The 16,267-nt window shown below is 43.4% G+C and carries 14 protein-coding genes; 1 reads left to right on the top strand and 13 read right to left on the bottom strand.

Annotation, left to right across the window (positions count from 1 at the left end):
- Positions 1 to 96: 96 nt before the first annotated feature.
- The 13 genes from CA600_RS28625 to CA600_RS28685 form a co-directional block, all read right to left on the bottom strand.
- Positions 97 to 1,119, bottom strand: a complete 1,023-nt coding sequence (locus CA600_RS28625) for a sensor histidine kinase (protein ID WP_218832806.1) — start codon at positions 1,117 to 1,119, stop codon at positions 97 to 99.
- A 2-nt stretch (positions 1,120 to 1,121) separates the two neighbouring features.
- On the bottom strand, positions 1,122 to 1,799 hold the full coding sequence (locus CA600_RS28630; RefSeq protein WP_094874511.1) for a response regulator transcription factor: 678 nt from the start codon (positions 1,797 to 1,799) through the stop codon (positions 1,122 to 1,124).
- A 66-nt stretch (positions 1,800 to 1,865) separates the two neighbouring features.
- Positions 1,866 to 4,364, bottom strand: coding sequence for an ABC transporter permease (locus CA600_RS28635; protein WP_094874512.1), 2,499 nt, complete (start codon positions 4,362 to 4,364; stop codon positions 1,866 to 1,868).
- Positions 4,364 to 5,038 (bottom strand): ABC transporter ATP-binding protein, encoded by a 675-nt coding sequence (locus CA600_RS28640; RefSeq protein WP_094874513.1) that lies wholly within the window; start codon positions 5,036 to 5,038, stop codon positions 4,364 to 4,366. The genes CA600_RS28635 and CA600_RS28640 overlap by 1 nt, the downstream gene beginning before the upstream one ends.
- A 121-nt stretch (positions 5,039 to 5,159) precedes the next feature.
- Positions 5,160 to 5,987, bottom strand: coding sequence for a MetQ/NlpA family ABC transporter substrate-binding protein (locus CA600_RS28645; RefSeq protein ID WP_094874514.1), 828 nt, complete (start codon positions 5,985 to 5,987; stop codon positions 5,160 to 5,162).
- Between the two features lie 72 nt (positions 5,988 to 6,059).
- Positions 6,060 to 6,722: a methionine ABC transporter permease gene (locus tag CA600_RS28650; RefSeq protein WP_094874515.1), complete on the bottom strand. Its 663-nt coding sequence runs from the start codon at positions 6,720 to 6,722 to the stop codon at positions 6,060 to 6,062.
- The gene (locus CA600_RS28655) at positions 6,715 to 7,476 is read right to left on the bottom strand and encodes a methionine ABC transporter ATP-binding protein (RefSeq protein ID WP_094874523.1); all 762 of its coding nucleotides are present in this window, start codon (positions 7,474 to 7,476) and stop codon (positions 6,715 to 6,717) included. Before CA600_RS28655 ends, CA600_RS28650 begins: the two co-directional genes overlap by 8 nt.
- A gap of 374 nt (positions 7,477 to 7,850) precedes the next feature.
- Complete coding sequence (locus CA600_RS28660; protein WP_094874516.1) at positions 7,851 to 9,248, bottom strand: ADP-ribosylglycohydrolase family protein; 1,398 nt, start codon at positions 9,246 to 9,248, stop codon at positions 7,851 to 7,853.
- A gap of 3 nt (positions 9,249 to 9,251) precedes the next feature.
- Complete coding sequence (locus CA600_RS28665) at positions 9,252 to 10,205, bottom strand: nucleoside hydrolase (RefSeq protein WP_094874517.1); 954 nt, start codon at positions 10,203 to 10,205, stop codon at positions 9,252 to 9,254.
- A gap of 44 nt (positions 10,206 to 10,249) precedes the next feature.
- Positions 10,250 to 11,188, bottom strand: coding sequence for an ABC transporter permease (locus tag CA600_RS28670; protein ID WP_094874518.1), 939 nt, complete (start codon positions 11,186 to 11,188; stop codon positions 10,250 to 10,252).
- Positions 11,185 to 12,231 carry an ABC transporter permease gene (locus CA600_RS28675; protein WP_042131006.1) on the bottom strand — a complete coding sequence of 349 codons (1,047 nt, stop codon included), beginning with the start codon at positions 12,229 to 12,231 and terminating at the stop codon, positions 11,185 to 11,187. The genes CA600_RS28670 and CA600_RS28675 overlap by 4 nt, the downstream gene beginning before the upstream one ends.
- Positions 12,224 to 13,786, bottom strand: coding sequence for an ABC transporter ATP-binding protein (locus CA600_RS28680; protein ID WP_094874519.1), 1,563 nt, complete (start codon positions 13,784 to 13,786; stop codon positions 12,224 to 12,226). Before CA600_RS28680 ends, CA600_RS28675 begins: the two co-directional genes overlap by 8 nt.
- Positions 13,787 to 13,888: 102 nt before the next feature.
- Positions 13,889 to 15,028 (bottom strand): BMP family ABC transporter substrate-binding protein, encoded by a 1,140-nt coding sequence (locus tag CA600_RS28685; protein WP_094874520.1) that lies wholly within the window; start codon positions 15,026 to 15,028, stop codon positions 13,889 to 13,891.
- Positions 15,029 to 15,354: 326 nt separating this feature from the next.
- Between CA600_RS28685 and CA600_RS28690 the strand changes: the two genes are divergently transcribed.
- On the top strand, positions 15,355 to 16,104 hold the full coding sequence (locus CA600_RS28690; RefSeq protein WP_094874521.1) for an AraC family transcriptional regulator: 750 nt from the start codon (positions 15,355 to 15,357) through the stop codon (positions 16,102 to 16,104).
- The last annotated feature ends 163 nt before the right edge of the window (positions 16,105 to 16,267 follow it).

The raw sequence follows: 16,267 nt of genomic DNA on the forward strand, positions 1-16,267 counted from the left end.
GAAATATAAGGATAATGTATAACGTGAAACATATACTTTCTTATATTTTGAGAAAAACCCCCAATTTAGGGGGCTAAGCTTCGAGTACATTCAGAATCAGCGTAACGGCAAAAATATAGAAAAAACACTTCCTTTACTTAACTCGGATCTCACTTTTATATATCCACCCTGCTCGGTCACAATTTTACGGGCTAAATAAAGGCCTATGCCAACACCTTCAGTTCCATTGGAACCCGCACCTCGGTAAAATCGTTTAAAAATGTCATTCATCTCAGCGGCAGGAATTCCTATTCCACCATCGGCAACATCAATCCTTGCAAAAAGATCATACCTGCGAATCGTAATTCTAACACTGCAGGACCTGAGCGTATATTTCAGAGCATTATCGATGATGTTATAGATAGCTTCTCCCGTCCACTTGGGATCATGTTGCAGCATAATTCCCTGATCGGATTCCAGTAAGATCTCTATATTCTTTTGCTCGGCTGCTGGAAACGCCTGTTTGATCGCTGACAACACAGTATTCTCAAGACCATACTTCTCCGTATGAAGCTCTATAATACCGGATTCGAGACGCGATAACTTGATCAGATTCTCCATGAGCCAATACAGCTTCTCAATCTGGCTACCCATATGGCGAATAAATTCACTGCGTGTTTCAGCGGGGAGTCCTTCATCCATAAGAAGGCTGTTATACATCCCTAAATTGGCTAAAGGAGTCTTAAGTTGATGAGAGATATCAGAGATCAATGTTTTGACTTCTTGACTCTCTTCACGGTAGCGCTGCTTCTGCGAAGACAACAGCTCAGATAATTGAATAACCTGATGCTGTAATTTAGAGAGAAGTGTATCCTCCTGTACCGGGAACATCTGAGTCATTTGTCCATTAATAAGATCTTGAATCAGTCTCGACAATGAAAATAGAGTGTTTAGCATTTCTTTACGAAGCGCGAGCACAAAACTTATAAACAGCAAAACCATCAAGCTAATAAACACCACGGATACAATAACTACATGCCTCTCAGGCTTATAATAGATAAGCATAGATACAAACAACACAACGGCTACAGCAAAAAAGGTGAACGAGCTCCAAATAATTTTTGTAAAGGGATTCTTCATCCTTACTCTCCCCATGTGTAGCCGATACCGAATACAGTTTTAATATATTGACAATCTTTCGGATCATCCTCAATTTTAGACCGCAGCCTACGAATATTTACGCTTAGTGTATTCTCATCCACGAAATTACCATCTATATCCCATAGCTTCTCCAGCATTAACCTCCTAGTAAGAACTTGACCGCTATTTTCGGTTAAGATGGCAAGGAGACGATACTCATTAGTGGTTAGTTTTATTTCTTGTCCATATTTGTAAATCTTCATTTTGGCTGAGTTAATTGTAATATCCTTGTAATGAAACAGCTCTGAGCCCCCATCAGTGCCTGTTCGTCGGAGAACAGCCTTAACACGTTGCAAAAGTACGGCCATGCTAAATGGCTTCGCAATATAATCATCAGCTCCTAGCCCAAATCCAGCTACCATATCCTGCTCCGTATCGTTGGCAGTTAGAAATATAACCGGAATGGAACTCGTTCGCCGAATTTCCCGACACAGTATAAGGCCACTCTCATCGGGGAGATTAATGTCCAAAAGGACCAGACCGATGGTCTGATCCTGAATTCTAGAAGCCGCCTCCTGAAAAGAATAGGCCTGAATAATCTTATGGTTTTCTTTTTCAAGCATGAACTTTAGCCCCTCGTTTAAGAGACCGTCATCCTCTACAATTAGAATGGTTGTCATTGAAACTCACCTCAATACCTATCATTGTAACAAGCAGAGGAAGGCTACGCTGTAAATTAATTAGCTCTATTCCATTTGCCGCAGACGTTCCACAATGCTGTCCTTTTTAATTTGCTTATAAGCAATAAGCGGAACACTCAGGCAAACCACAAAAACGAGTACAATTGCAATTGAAAGCGGAAGGGTTGGGAAGCTAAACACAGCATAAGTAGCTTCTTGGCTGAACAGGCTATAAGCACCGTAACTGATTAATGTGCCTATTGTTGAGATTAGCAACGTAGATATGATCGCATAACCTGCTCCTTCAAACAGCAACAGCTTTCTCATCTGCTTAGAGGTCATCCCGATGCTCTCCATCACTGCGAACTCCAGCTTCCGAGCTACAACTCCTGTATACATAATATTAACGTAATTCAAAATTCCAATCAGCGCTAGAATGAGCGCAATTCCACCACCCATAATGTAAAAGGTTAACTTTGCCGATTCCATGAATTTTTCCATATACAGCTTCGACTCCAGCTTCAGCTCACTATCTCCGCCGATGAGTCCTTCCAATTGATCGGTAATCTGCTTCCAGTCTTCTGAGTCAGCATTAATATACACTTTACTTATAAGTGGGTTTTTCATAAATTTCTCCATTGCAGTGTGACTGATGTATACATTCGGAGCTACAAAATGTGCCGACCCTAGAGAGCTGAAGTCACCTAGCCCGCCAATATCGAAAGATTGTGTCGCTTCGCTGTTTATAGGACCTATTTGAAATGGATCTCCTATCTCAAGACCACTGAGACTAAAATTGTCCAGCAAGGCGATCTCACCTTTTTCAAAGCGTTCCATATCTACAGTGATTTCTAATTTCTCTTCCATCTTCTTAACCTGAGCTGAGTCTAACCCAATAACATGGGTCATTGAGAACATGCTTTGAGGCACAGCTAATTGTTCATCGGTAGGGCGATCTGTGTGATATGATTTTGCGAATTCATCCATATACTTACTGAACACCTTAGGATCATACTTGATCTGACCTATCCCGGTATAAGCTTTGAAGACCTCTTTTACTCCCTTTATATCCTGAATTTCCTTGATCATATCCTCTGTAATCTTGGCTTTCATTTCCCCCTCAAACCCAAAGGACATCGTCTGATTGGACAGCGTGAAATCGTTATCCATGTATTCAGCAACAAAATGATCTGTACTCATACTAAGCACAAGCGTATTGATCACCAGAAAAGTTGTCAGCCCGAGAAATAAAGAGAGAAATACAACCATCGCTCTTTTTTTCACTCTAAAAATATTACGCCAAGCCAGTCGATGCAGCTTAGATCCGCCAGTTCCCCGCTTCGTCTTAGCTTTAACCATCGTACCTGTATATCTCACCGCTTCTATTGGAGAGACTTTGCCAGCGATAGAGGCAGGTTTGATAGCGCTAAACATGGTGGTCAACCAAGCAAACAACGCAGCTCCAATAAAGATTAACGGGTGAAAAGAAATCACCACGCCCGTATCCAGATCCATTGTACTCATAGCCAGCGGCACCATTACGAAGGAAGTCACAGCTCCTGCGGCAAGTCCCAGTGGGATAGCGATAAGTGCTAGCCGTGAAGCCTGTGCCCTAACTATTTTTTTAATCTGCAGTTGTGTAGTTCCTAGCGTTCTAAGTAGACCGTAGAACCTTGTATCCCTTGAGACAGAAATATAAAGCACATTATAAATTAATAAATATCCGCTCAACATAACAAATAATATAATTCCAGCATAACCGATCAAAGTCGCTGTTCTATCTGAAGAGGTAGACGATTGGTTAGAGACAGGTTCGAGCTTTTGATTTTTTTCTAAAGTAATATCCTGTTGCAAACGCGAGATAAGTTCATCCGTGTTTTTCTCATTAAATAGAATAGTGGCATTTTTGGGATTCTTAAGATCTACGCCATGAGCTGTAGCAAAAGCCCCCGATACCAGCATAGCTCCAGAATTCCCGGTACGGACATGACTGTAATCGGTAAACCATCCACTTAGTACGAAGTTGTTATTCTCTTGAGATTTCACCCCAGCTCGCGAAACAGAGTAAGTAAATGGCAAGCTCATGCCTAACTGCGGATCATTAATCCCCATCGAATGTAATATCCATAAAGGAACGGCGATTTCATTGTCCTTCTCTGGGTACTTGCCCTTTAGCCCGTCAATTACCGGCTTACGCATTTCTGTCCATTCCGTAGAGTCATACCAGAGCAAAGCTAAATTAAGGTCTCCCCATTCAGGAGTATTGACAACATCCCCCACTTTGGACTGAAGTCCGATGGTCTTAATATAGGAATGTTCCTTTAACTTGTTTAATTGCTGTTCTGACGGTGAGGTCAAGTAGGCATCAGCCATGGTCCCGTTTATTTTCAATTGCTGCATTTCGAAGGTTTTATAGTTGCTAAGTCCAATACTAAAAAAAGAAGTAATAAGCCAGGTAGTAAGCACGATGGCTATAATTACGAACCGATTTCGGGTCCGGTTGGCTTTCAGGCTCCTGCTTGTCAGCTTTTTAACAATTGGTTTATTGCTGTTTGGAAGCATCATCACAATGCCCCTCCAGTAATTTTACCGTCCTCTATCCGGATGGTCCGGTCTGCAAGCTGAGCAATCTCTTCATTATGAGTAATCATTAGAATCGTCTGATTAAACTGTCTGCTAGTTACTTTGAGTAATCCAATGACCTCCTGACTAGTAATGCTGTCCAAGTTCCCTGTAGGTTCATCTGCTAAGATAATGGAAGGTTTAGCTGCCAAGGCCCGTGCGATAGCTACCCTTTGCTGCTGACCGCCTGATAGCTGACCGGGGAGGTTGTCCAATTTTTGCGAGAGACCTAACGTATTCACAATATGATCCACGAAATCCTTATCTATTTTGTTTCCATCCAGCTCTATGGGTAGCACTATATTCTCGTATACATTCAGAATCGGCACCAGATTGTAGTTCTGAAACACAAATCCAATTTTTCTTCTCCTAAATACGGTTAACTCATCATCCTTCATCCTAAAAATATTCTTTCCATCTATGATCACTTGTCCATCAGTTGCCCGATCAAGTCCGCCAAGCATATGTAAGAGCGTTGACTTCCCACTTCCTGATGTCCCGACAATCGCTATAAATTCACCGTTGTGTATCTCTACGTTAATACCATCTAGTGCCTTGACCAGGTTAGTACCCTTACCGTAATGTTTTGTGAGATTAATTGCGCTAAGTACAGACATATCCCCATCTCCATTCCGCTTTGTTATTCTACAACCCATTATATAGAGCAGTTCTTACATTCTAGTGACACAAAAAAAGACTTGCCCATAATGGACAAGTCTCGTTGAATTACTAATCTAACTATTTAAAAGCAGGCAACGCGATATCCGCGTAATTATCCTCAAGGAATTTCTTCACTTCAGGGCCGCTAATGCGTTTAGCCAACTTCTGAATCGCATCAGAGTCCTTGTTGTCTTCACGTGCAACCAAGGTGATGGTGAATTCAGAATCTTCGCCTTCAGTAATCAGCGCATCTTTCTTCGGTGTCAATCCAAGTGGGCTAGCATAAGCCGGAGTCATTGCTACTAGATCTCCATCATCCAGCATACGGGCCAACATCAACAAATCTACTTCCTCAAACTTAAAGTTTTTTGGATTTTCAGTAATGTCTGCTTGTGTAGCCTGGATGCCTACGCCTTCTTTTAGCTTAATCAAATCGGCTGCAGCAAACATCTGTAAGGAACGACCGATATTTGAAGGATCATTAGCCATTACTAGTGTTGCACCTTCCGGCAGATCCGCAACATTCTTGTAGCGCTTGGAGTATCCACCATAAATAGCGTCATAGACAGGCTGTACCTCTACTAGATTGGAGCCTTTACTTTCATTAAACTGCTTCATATAAGGAACGTGTTGGAAAAAGTTAGCGTCTACCTCTTTATTCGCCAAAGCTTCATTAGGCTGCACATTGTCAGACAGCACAACAATTTCAAGATCAATACCATCTTCCTTCAGAAGTGGCTTTACAATGTCCAGAATTTCCGTCATTGGTGGAATCAAAGTAGCAATCTTTAATTTGGTTAAATCATCGCTACCTTTGGCAGTATTGTTCTTTGCTGCATTATTAGAACCACAACCCGCTACTACCAATACCATTAACATTAGCACAATTATCATTGATTTTTTCATGATTACGACTAACCCCCGCTTTATATAGTAAACAAATTTGTATTTCCATGCTTTGCAATGAAGGGTAAACGATCAACGCTTATCTAACAGCCGCGAAACCGTTCCTCCTGTGAATTGAACCATCTGAACTAATACAATCATCACAACAATCGCATAGATCATCACTTCAGTCTCAAAACGCTGATAGCCATAACGGATCGCAAAATCGCCAACCCCGCCCCCTCCAACAACCCCCATTACGGTCGAATAAGAGATAAAACTAATGGTAGAGGTAGTAAGCCCGAGCACCAGACCCGAACGGGCCTCTACATACAGGAATTTAAAGATCAACCCCAGCTTCGAGGCTCCCATAGACAACGCCGCTTCTATGACTCCTTTAGGAACCTCCAGCAAAGACTGCTCCACCAGACGAGAGTAATAAGCAATAGCAACTATGGATAATGGAACCGTGGCTGCCATTGTTCCAATCGCAGTTCCGACAAGGAAACGAGTGACGGGAATAAGTGCAACGACAAGCAGCAGGAATGGAAATGAACGGATAATATTTACGATGCTGTTAAGCACCAGTGACAATGTTTTATTCTCATAGAGCTGCCCTTTTCGGCAAAAGAACAACAACGTCCCGAGTGGAAGCCCCAGCAGCAGTGCGGCACCAACAGAAATGCCGACCATTATAAAAGTTTCTCCAATCGACTCCCACATCTGTGCCTGATATTGAAGTACACTATCAAACATGAGTTTCCCCCGCTTTACCCAGAATTTGATCCCGGTACGAGCCAGTACGAACTGCAGCAGGCCGGAAATCACCGTCATCGCGAGAGAACGAATCTACGATTCGACCCTTTTCCATTACGGATACGTGCGTGCAAATGCTTTTGACAACATCCATCTCATGCGTAACAATCACTACAGTAACCCCAAGGCCCCCATTAATATGCTTCAGGACATTCAGAATATCCGCAGTTGTTCCTGGATCTAGTGAGGATGTTGGTTCGTCACATAGCAATAGTCCTGGACTATTAGAAAGCGCCCGGGCGATCGCCACACGTTGTCGTTGTCCTCCACTTAGCTGTGCGGGATATTGCTCTGCCTTATCAGCCAATCCGACAAAATCGAGACATTCCTTCACCCGCTTCATCCGTTCACGCTTCGGCACCCCTGCCAGTTCCAGAGGGATCGAAATGTTGCGGCTTACCGTGACGTTATTGACCAGATTAAATTGCTGGAAAATCATCCCAATCTTTTCCCTAGCTTTCCGTAGCTGTTTACTCGGCATTCCGGTTAAATGTTGCCCTTCTACGGTTACTGTCCCTTGGTCCGGCTTTTCCAGCAGATTAATTAGTCGCAGCAGTGTGGATTTCCCTGCACCGCTTTCACCAATAATCCCGTGAATCGATCCTTTCTTCACATCCAGCGATACATCATCCACCGCCTGATACATGCCGTCCTTCAGCTTGAAGGCTTTACTCACCCCACTCAGCGATAGGATTGCAAACTCCCCCTTCCTTTCCATTTATACTGGAACCTTCTAAGCCAAGGTTTGTACTATAATTATTTAAAAACTGTTTTACTAAAAATCTCTTTAAATAATAAGGCATTTTATGTTCTGTGTCATCATTTTTCTTCAAATGATATATCAGGAAAAAATAGTGATAACATAAAAACCCTTTATACCGGGCTATTTTTAAGAGTTTATCTCCCTAATAAATTACTGTACAACTCCCTCTTCAAATCAGGATTCTCCTGTTACCTAACTCCTAAACCCCTGTTACATCTATTTCAAGAACTAGATAGCTACGAAAAAAAGGATGTCTAAGCTCGATAGCTTAAGACATCCTTTTTTTTCTATTCGCATTCCCTGATCTAAGACTTTCCGTCAAGCTCCTTGCGAATCTTCAAGAACACCTGATAGCTTCGCTCCGCACATTCCGAAATCGCTATCGGATGGAACCCAGGCAGATCCGCATATAGCGTATCATGGAGCGGTTCAACCCACGAAGCCGGCAGCACACTTGCTCCAAGCTTCGCTCCCATAATAGAACCAACTGTAGCACCATTACAGTCTGTATCCATTCCGCCGTAAACGGATGTAACGACCGCTTTTTCAAAATCATTCCCGCCATAGACTAGCGAAGCAGCCACAAGAGCTGCATTATTATTGGTATGCACCGCATCATAATGACTGAATGTATCCCAAATTTTACTCACTAATTCACGCTCACTCTTGGCCTTCTGTGCAATATCTATACCCCGTAGAACGTCACTTGTCAGACGGCTAGTACTAGGGATCTCACTAAGAGCAATCTCAAGAATACGCTCGTTATCTTTTTCAGCAAAAGCTGCCGAAATCATCGCCGCATTAAACATTTCGCCATAGATCCCGTTCTTCACATGTGAGAAAGAAGCATCGCGCCAGCCTAGCTCCGCTGCAAGCTCAGGGTGTCCTGCCGCACCATAAGCTAGTCCATCTGCGCGTATTGCCGCACCAATCCATTCCCGGTAAGGATTTAAGTGCATCCGCACTCTTTCCTGCCGCGCCAACCAATCCGCAGGCTTCTCACCATGCAGATGAGACGTCTCCTGTGCAAAATTCATATACGACTGTGTCTCTGCCGTACATACCTGAGCATATGTCAGATATTTATGCCAGAGCTTCCCGATATCCCAAGAATCCCAGTCCAGCCCCTTCTGCTCCAGCAACATAAGGCCTAGAACCGTGTAACGAATATCATCATCGCTCTCCATAAACTTAATAGTCTCGCTGGTACTAGCGTAAGTCCATTCGCTTAAACCAAGGCCATATTCTACCTCTGCCCGCGAATGCCCAGGCGTATAACCAGTAATTGGCCATGCGTCCGCACCCCGGAACCACAGCTCAATATTCTCCCAGCCCGGGCGTCCATCTTTACCGTAGAGGTAGTCCCAATACTCCAGTGGTTTGCCAAGTGCGCAACCGACGCTTCTACCTAGCCAAGCTCCGTAGAACTTATCTCTCCATTCTGCTTCGCTCCAGTCAGCCTCAAGCTTGCGTGGACCTTCTGGACGAAGACGACGAATCTCCTCCAGTGAAGATGGCTCTTCATAAGGAAAGTCCTCAGCAACCGTGAGCTCCATCAACTCGTTGTATACTTGCATCAGCTTAATCTCATCGGCACCTGCAGCAGCTAGTTTATCCGCGAAGCCGTCAATCTTGCAGCCTTCTTCTCCACGCTGAACCAATTCAAACTGAACCGTCTCTTGAAGTCTCTCCCATCCTGCCATAGGTTAATTCCCTTCAGCCGCAAGCAGCTCTTGATCTAGCTTTTCCAGTGAATCAAAGATCAGTTTCATAAATGCTTCCCGGTCTACTCCCACCAGAACTTCTACATTTGCTGGACGATCTGTCTTCTTTCGTTTGTCTGCAACCGTCATTCCACGTGTTAGCTTGCCTTCTGTCTCTACCGTTACATATAGATGCTCGGATTCAAACAGTTCTGGATGCAAGAGCCAAGCTACGGCGCATGGATCATGCAGTGCACTACCGACATAGCCCATTTTCTTTCCGAAGATCGAATAGAAATCTAACAGCTCTCCGACCATAGTGGACACTGGCCCACGCTCTTTCAATGCTGCGATCTCATCTTCGAAAATGGCTGCCTTATCAGTCACATCCAGACCACTCATCGTAATCGGAATACCCGATTCAAATACGATACGAGCGGCTTCAGGATCTACATAGATATTAAACTCCGCAGTAGAGGTTACATTTCCATAAGAAATTCCTCCGCCCATCAGTGAAATCTTTTCAATTCTTTCCTTAATCTCTGGATAAGCAGTGATTAGCAGGGCGATATTTGTTAAAGGAGCCATCGGTACGAGCGTAATCTTCTCCTCCGAAGAACGGATAATATTCAGCATAAATTCCACAGCGCCTTCTTCTACAGGCCGGAATTTACTTGGTGGCAACATTGGGCCGTCCATGCCTGATTCACCATGTGCTTCCTCACCTGTAACAAGCTTGCCGAACAGCGGACCCGCAGCCCCTTTGGCTACAGGAATATCAGCATTCACAAAGCTGATCACTTTAAGTGCGTTTTCTGTAATTTTATCGAGGATCTGGTTTCCACCAACCGTTGTAATCCCGCGCAGATCCAGCTTCTCCGAATTTGCTATTGCAAGCAGGATAGCGATTGCGTCATCATGCCCTGGATCGCAGTCAATAATAATAGGTGTTCGCATAGTCATTCACTCCTTAGTTGTATAAATCCTCGTTATTTCTATCGCTATTTCATTAGCGGGCTTTTAAGTTTTTTGTTCTTCTTCCGTGTCTCAGATACGGCATAGATCACTAGTCCAATTACCGTTGCTACATAAGGAAGCGTGCCGATTAGCTCCGCAGGAATTTTCAGCACCTGAAGCGCATTCGACAATGCATCTGCGGTACCAAATAAAAGAGAAGTTAACGCCGTACCTACTGTCGTACTTCTCCCCATAGACTCTGCCGCAATGGCAATCCAGCCCCGACCAGCGATCATATCGCGAGTGAACAGTGACAGGTAACCCATCGACATGTATGCCCCACCCAAACCAGCGAAAAATCCACTAAGCAGCAAAGCCATATACTGTATTTTCACAACACTTACACCTACAGATTGAGCTGCGTGTGGATTTTCACCCACTGAACGAATGCGCAGACCAAGCGGTGTACGGTTTAAGAGATAGTAGACAACAAACACAGCAATGATAGATACATAGGTCAAAATGTGATGCCCTGATAAAATCGGCCCCAGCACGGGAATATCCTTCAGCAAAGGAATGTCTACGCTAGGCAGCACTTTACTCGCCAGAGAAGTAGAAGATCCCTTATCTCCACTAAGTAAATAAAGAATAAACACGGTTCCTCCAGAAGCGAACATATTAATAGCTACACCGCCGAGAATGATATGTGTTTTGAATTTCAGTGTGAAAAAAGCTAATATTCCAGCGATCAGTGTTCCGGACATCACGGCCCCAAGTAAACCTACCCACGCACTATGCGTGTAGCTGCTTACAATGACACCGGCTAACGCCGCGACAAGCATGATGCCTTCCATACCAATGTTGATGATACCAGCCCTATTAGAGATTAACGCTCCCAATGCGGCGAATAGAATCGGTGTCGTCACCCGAAGAACAGAAAACGCAAAGTCAGTCGTAAAAATTACATCAAATAAGCTGTTCACGCTTCCTTCGCCTCCTTCAAGAGCATCCGATTTTTCCAGAACTTCAGAAATTGCTCTGCCGAAATCAGAAGAATGATAATCGCCTGTATAATAGAAATCATCTCTGAAGGTACATCAGACAGACGTGCCATCATATCGGCTCCGATCCGGATATACGCAAGGAATAATGCTGCACCGATTACGGATAGCGGATTATTCTTGGCTAACATCGCTACAAGAGCACCATCTAAACCATAACCTGGTAACGAGGTCCATTGGAATCGGTTGTACATCCCTAGCACTTCTACGGAACCCCCCATCCCCGCGATAAAACCAGCAATCAAGTGAACCAGTATAATAACCTTCGCGGTCTTCATGCCTGAATAACGTGCAAAGTTCCGGTTGATGCCTGTCATTCGCAGCTCATATCCCCATTTAGTCTTGTATAGGAATAAATGTGCTGCAATAATAAGCACGATAACGATAATAAGTCCGGTATGAATACGGGTGCCAGGTACCATTTTACTCAGCAGTGCCGTTTTCTCGAATTTGTAGGATACATTGGCAAATGCTTTTGCATCACGTAAGTGATAGTTCAATAGATATAAACCTACTCCAAACAAAATATTATTGAACATCAAGGATGTAACCAGCTCATTGGCATTCCATTTGGCTTTGAGGATGCCGGGTATTGCCGAGAGCAACGCTCCTACAATAGAACCCGCAGCAATAGCTACGATCGGATGAAGCCACCCGTCCAGCGTTAAATGAATAGCCAACACGGAAGTCACAACACCGGAGAAATAGAAAATCCCTTCAGCTCCCAAGTTGAACATATTTGCCCGGAACAACAAAGAAACTGCTAATCCAGTGAACATGAGCGGAATGGCCATCTCAATCACATTACCGATATGGCCTTTACTGGATAGCGGCTCAAATAGGAATATCCCAATTGTCTTCACCGGCTGATTGCTGACCAATGAGATGATCAGAAAAGCAATAGCGAGTGCAATTACGATGACTGCCGATGTTCGAATGTATTCAAAATATTTTACTTTAAACATGATTTACGGCCCTCCTGATTTGCTCCTCGTCCTGTCGATGAATCCCTAGCATATAAAGCCCTAATTCTTCTTCACTAACCTTGGAAGGCTCCTCGAAAAAGGCAACAATCTTTCCTTCATACATCACTAGTAGACTATCGCTGATCTCCAAGATCTCATTTAAGTCTGCTGACACTAGCAAAATAGCGCAATCGTCTGAGCGTAGCTCCAACAGCTTTTGATGTATGAACTGCGCCGCGCCTATATCCACGCCCCTTGTCGGCTGCTCTGCAATAAGCAGTTGCGGTTCTGTAGAACACTCTCTTGCCACTACTACCTTCTGCATGTTACCACCTGATAACATTCCTATTGGCTGAGAAGGTCCCGAACAGCGGACTTTAAATTCTTCTACAAGTGATACTGCAAGCTTGGCAATTCGTGATCCATTTAAAAAGGGACCTTTATTCATAGCTTTTGTACGATACTGAGTAGACAGCAGATTATCCGCTATGCTCGCATCACTGGCTATCCCTTGATGCATCCGATCCTCTGGGATATAGGAAACGCCTAGCTTACGAATATCCAAAATATCCGATTCACGAATATCTTTTCCCTTCACTAGCACAGAGCCTTGGCTTGAGACCCCTCTTAGGCTACCTGTAAGAGCCTCAATGAGCTGTGTCTGCCCATTCCCTTCTACACCAGCAATCCCGATAATTTGTCCCCCGCGTACTGCAAAGTTGATATCTGTTAGCAACGCTTTGCCGTGTGCATCATTTACACCTAGACCTTGCACAGTGAGTACCGGCTCGCCAATAGACAGAATCTCCTTGTCGTATTTCAACACGACGTCTCTGCCCACCATAAGGCGTGAGATTTCTTGCTCCGTGACATCCTTCGTTTGGAAAACACCTTCACTACGTCCACTACGCATGATCGTAATTCTGTCGCAGATCGCTTTCACTTCTTTCAATTTGTGTGAAATAAAAACAATCGTATGTCCCTGCTCTCTTAACTGCTTAAGCTCCCGGAACAATTCCTCTGTTTCCTGCGGGGTCAACACTGCGGTCGGCTCATCCAGAACGAGGATTTTTGCACCTCGCAGCAGCGCCTTCAGAATTTCAACCTTTTGCTTCATACCGACCGTGAGATCCTCCACTTTTGCTTTTGGATCCACTGCCAAATTGTATTTCTTCGCAGTCTCTTCGGTCATGCGTACAGCTTCTGCATAATGGATGCCAACCCCCTTACGGGGCTCCATACCCAGCACCATGTTCTCTGCTACCGTAAAAGAAGGGACCAGCATAAAATGCTGGTGGACCATACCAATTCCTCTATCAATGGCATCCTGAGCAGATTGCAGCTTCACTTTTTCACCCTTGATAAAGATTTCACCTTCACTAGGCTCTTCCATGCCGAACATGATCTTCATTAAAGTTGATTTACCAGCGCCGTTTTCGCCCGCAATCGCATGAATTTCTCCCTCACGTAAAGAAAAATGCACGTCTTTATTTGCAACGACACCATTGGGATACACCTTGGTAATTCCCCGCATTTCCAGCAGAGCTTTGTTCATAGGTCTCAACGCCTTTCGACTTGGAGGTCTGCAAAAATATACAGCTGGAATTCTTCTGAAAGAAGAATCTCCAACTGTAGGTTTATCACTTTATAGCTATACTTAAGGCTTGACTGCGTTACGAATGGCTTCTACTTCAGAGGTTTCCATTCCCATTGCATTATCTACTGTAATTTCTTTGTTGATCAGCTTTTGCTTCACTTCTTCAACTTTAGCCTGAAGATCGGCAGGGAAGATATTTTTATAGATATCATTTTCTGCAATGCCCACACCATCATCTACAAAGCTCAAAACATCACGTTTACCCATTTCAAGCGTACCCTCTTGTAATTTCTTCACGGCACCCAGAATAGCCATATCAATCTTTTTAATAGAAGAAGTAACAATCAAGTTTGCTTTTTCGCTATCTGTTGTGTTAAGCAACATCGCCTGATCGGAGTCTACGCCAATAGCGTATTTCTTCTTCTCTTTAGCTGCATCAAAGATCCCAAGACCTGTACCGCCAGCTACGTTAAAAATAACATCTACACCGGAGTTGTATTGAATCAACGAAAGCTCCTTACCTTTAGCCGGGTTAACGAAATCACCAGCATAGGATACAGCGACCTTCACCTCAGGATCAACATATTGAGCGCCCTGAATGTAGCCTACCAGGAAAGCGTTAATTCCTGGAATGTCCATGCCGCCTACAAATCCGATCACATTCTCAGGATTAGCATTAGCCATATCAGATTGAGTAGCTAGTGCTGCTACAGCACCTGCCAGAAAAGATACTTCATTTGTCGCATAAGACATGTTGTACATATTCTCTGGTGCTTCATCTATATCGGTATCATAGTTAATGAATTTTTTGTCTGGATATAATTCAGCCGTTGCATTAAACATCTCTGTAATTTCTGATCCGCCAGAAATAATAACATCCCAGTCCTCAGCGGCGATATCGTTAAACGTAGGCTCCCATTTCGTTTTATCGACACCCATTTCTACAACCTTTGTTTCTGCACCCAGTTCATCCTTAACCTTTTGCAAACCGCTATTCGCAGAGTCAAAGAATGATTTATCCCCAAGCGTACCTGGAATCAGAAGTACAACTTTGAGTTTATCCCCTGAACCCGGTTCTCCACCTTCAGCTGCATTAGATCCTGCATCCGTGGAAGACCCATTACTCGACGTATTATTTCCACAGGCTGTGACCATTACCATTACTACTAGTAACAACAAAGAAAGAACTTTCTTTTTCACTTTTCTATTCCCCCTATTTATAGTTGGTTAGTAATTTGAGAGATTCTCCTTCTTAGTCCATTGCATGTTTCACGATTTAGATGGAAACTCTCATATTGCAGGTTACATTGTTAATAATTCAATGATTTTAACGAATAGACTCTAAAATAGAGATAAAATTATCATTTTCACAAATAATCCGACTAATTCCCGAACGAGATGGCCAGTCAGGTTGCTAATTTCCGGATTTATTGATACGATCATATCAAATATTAATGAAAATAATTATATGATTTCGGTCATATTTTTGTACGATTCGGCTAAAACATAATTAATGGAGGGTCATCATGGATCGTGTTCTATATATTGTAAATGCAGCACATGAGGTTAATACCTATATTCCACCACACCAGCATGAATGTTATGAACTAGTCTATTATTTAAACGGATTAGGAACTACTAATGTAGGTTCGCGAAGTTATCATTTTCGTTCTTCTTCATTCGCGCTAATACCACCCAATCATAAACATGACGAGAACCATCGCGAGGATGCTACTATACTATTTGTAGGCTTCCATTCAAATCACCCAAATATGGAGAATTTGCAAGGCGTATATGAAGATGATAAAGACCATACTGTTCTAGAGATCTTGCTTCGAATGAAAGCAGAGTTTACGCGCAAACAAGATGGATTCTCTGAACTATTGAACCTGCAAATGAGCGAAATCACTGTTCATCTGATACGGCTTCTTAGCGCATCTGGGTTTCAATCGCCAACGGAAGACAGAGTCCAATATGTTCTAAACTATATGAATGAGCATTACCGCCATAAGCTATCGGTCGCAACACTTTCTGAGATGTCTGGATACAGCTATGATCGTTTCCGCCATTTATTTAAAGAGCGATTCGGTGCTTCACCTCTACGCTATCTACTATTGAAACGTCTGGATTATGCAAAGTCTCTCTTGCAACATACCCAAATGCATATCTCTGAAGTATCAGCTGCTGCTGGGTTTGTGAATGACGCCCAATTTTGCAATATGTTTAAACGTGAAATTGGTCTCACTCCACGAGCATTCCGCCTAAGCAGTCAATAAAACAACACTCCACACAAAAAGGCCGTTGAATTAGAGACGCCTCTAATTCAACGGCTTAAGAATAAAAGCTCAAAGACAAAGAAAAAAGGTTTGTAAAGTTGCTTATACAAGCGACTTTACAAACCTTTTTGATATACCGGCGAGAGGACTCGAACCTCCACGG

This window comes from Paenibacillus sp. VTT E-133280 (assembly GCF_002264385.1).
GTDB lineage: Bacteria > Bacillota > Bacilli > Paenibacillales > Paenibacillaceae > Paenibacillus_AQ > Paenibacillus_AQ nitricinens.

What these genes read in the sequence shown, in the direction of transcription:
- CA600_RS28625 (WP_218832806.1), bottom strand. Translation starts at nt 1,119, where the DNA reads ATGAAGAATCCCTTTACAAAAATTATTTGGAGCTCGTTCACCTTTTTT.
- CA600_RS28630 (WP_094874511.1), bottom strand. Translation starts at nt 1,799, where the DNA reads ATGACAACCATTCTAATTGTAGAGGATGACGGTCTCTTAAACGAGGGG.
- CA600_RS28635 (WP_094874512.1), bottom strand. Translation starts at nt 4,364, where the DNA reads ATGATGCTTCCAAACAGCAATAAACCAATTGTTAAAAAGCTGACAAGC.
- CA600_RS28640 (WP_094874513.1), bottom strand. Translation starts at nt 5,038, where the DNA reads ATGTCTGTACTTAGCGCAATTAATCTCACAAAACATTACGGTAAGGGT.
- CA600_RS28645 (WP_094874514.1), bottom strand. Translation starts at nt 5,987, where the DNA reads ATGAAAAAATCAATGATAATTGTGCTAATGTTAATGGTATTGGTAGTA.
- CA600_RS28650 (WP_094874515.1), bottom strand. Translation starts at nt 6,722, where the DNA reads ATGTTTGATAGTGTACTTCAATATCAGGCACAGATGTGGGAGTCGATT.
- CA600_RS28660 (WP_094874516.1), bottom strand. Translation starts at nt 9,248, where the DNA reads ATGGCAGGATGGGAGAGACTTCAAGAGACGGTTCAGTTTGAATTGGTT.
- CA600_RS28665 (WP_094874517.1), bottom strand. Translation starts at nt 10,205, where the DNA reads ATGCGAACACCTATTATTATTGACTGCGATCCAGGGCATGATGACGCA.
- CA600_RS28675 (WP_042131006.1), bottom strand. Translation starts at nt 12,231, where the DNA reads ATGTTTAAAGTAAAATATTTTGAATACATTCGAACATCGGCAGTCATC.
- CA600_RS28680 (WP_094874519.1), bottom strand. Translation starts at nt 13,786, where the DNA reads ATGAACAAAGCTCTGCTGGAAATGCGGGGAATTACCAAGGTGTATCCC.
- CA600_RS28690 (WP_094874521.1), top strand. Translation starts at nt 15,355, where the DNA reads ATGGATCGTGTTCTATATATTGTAAATGCAGCACATGAGGTTAATACC.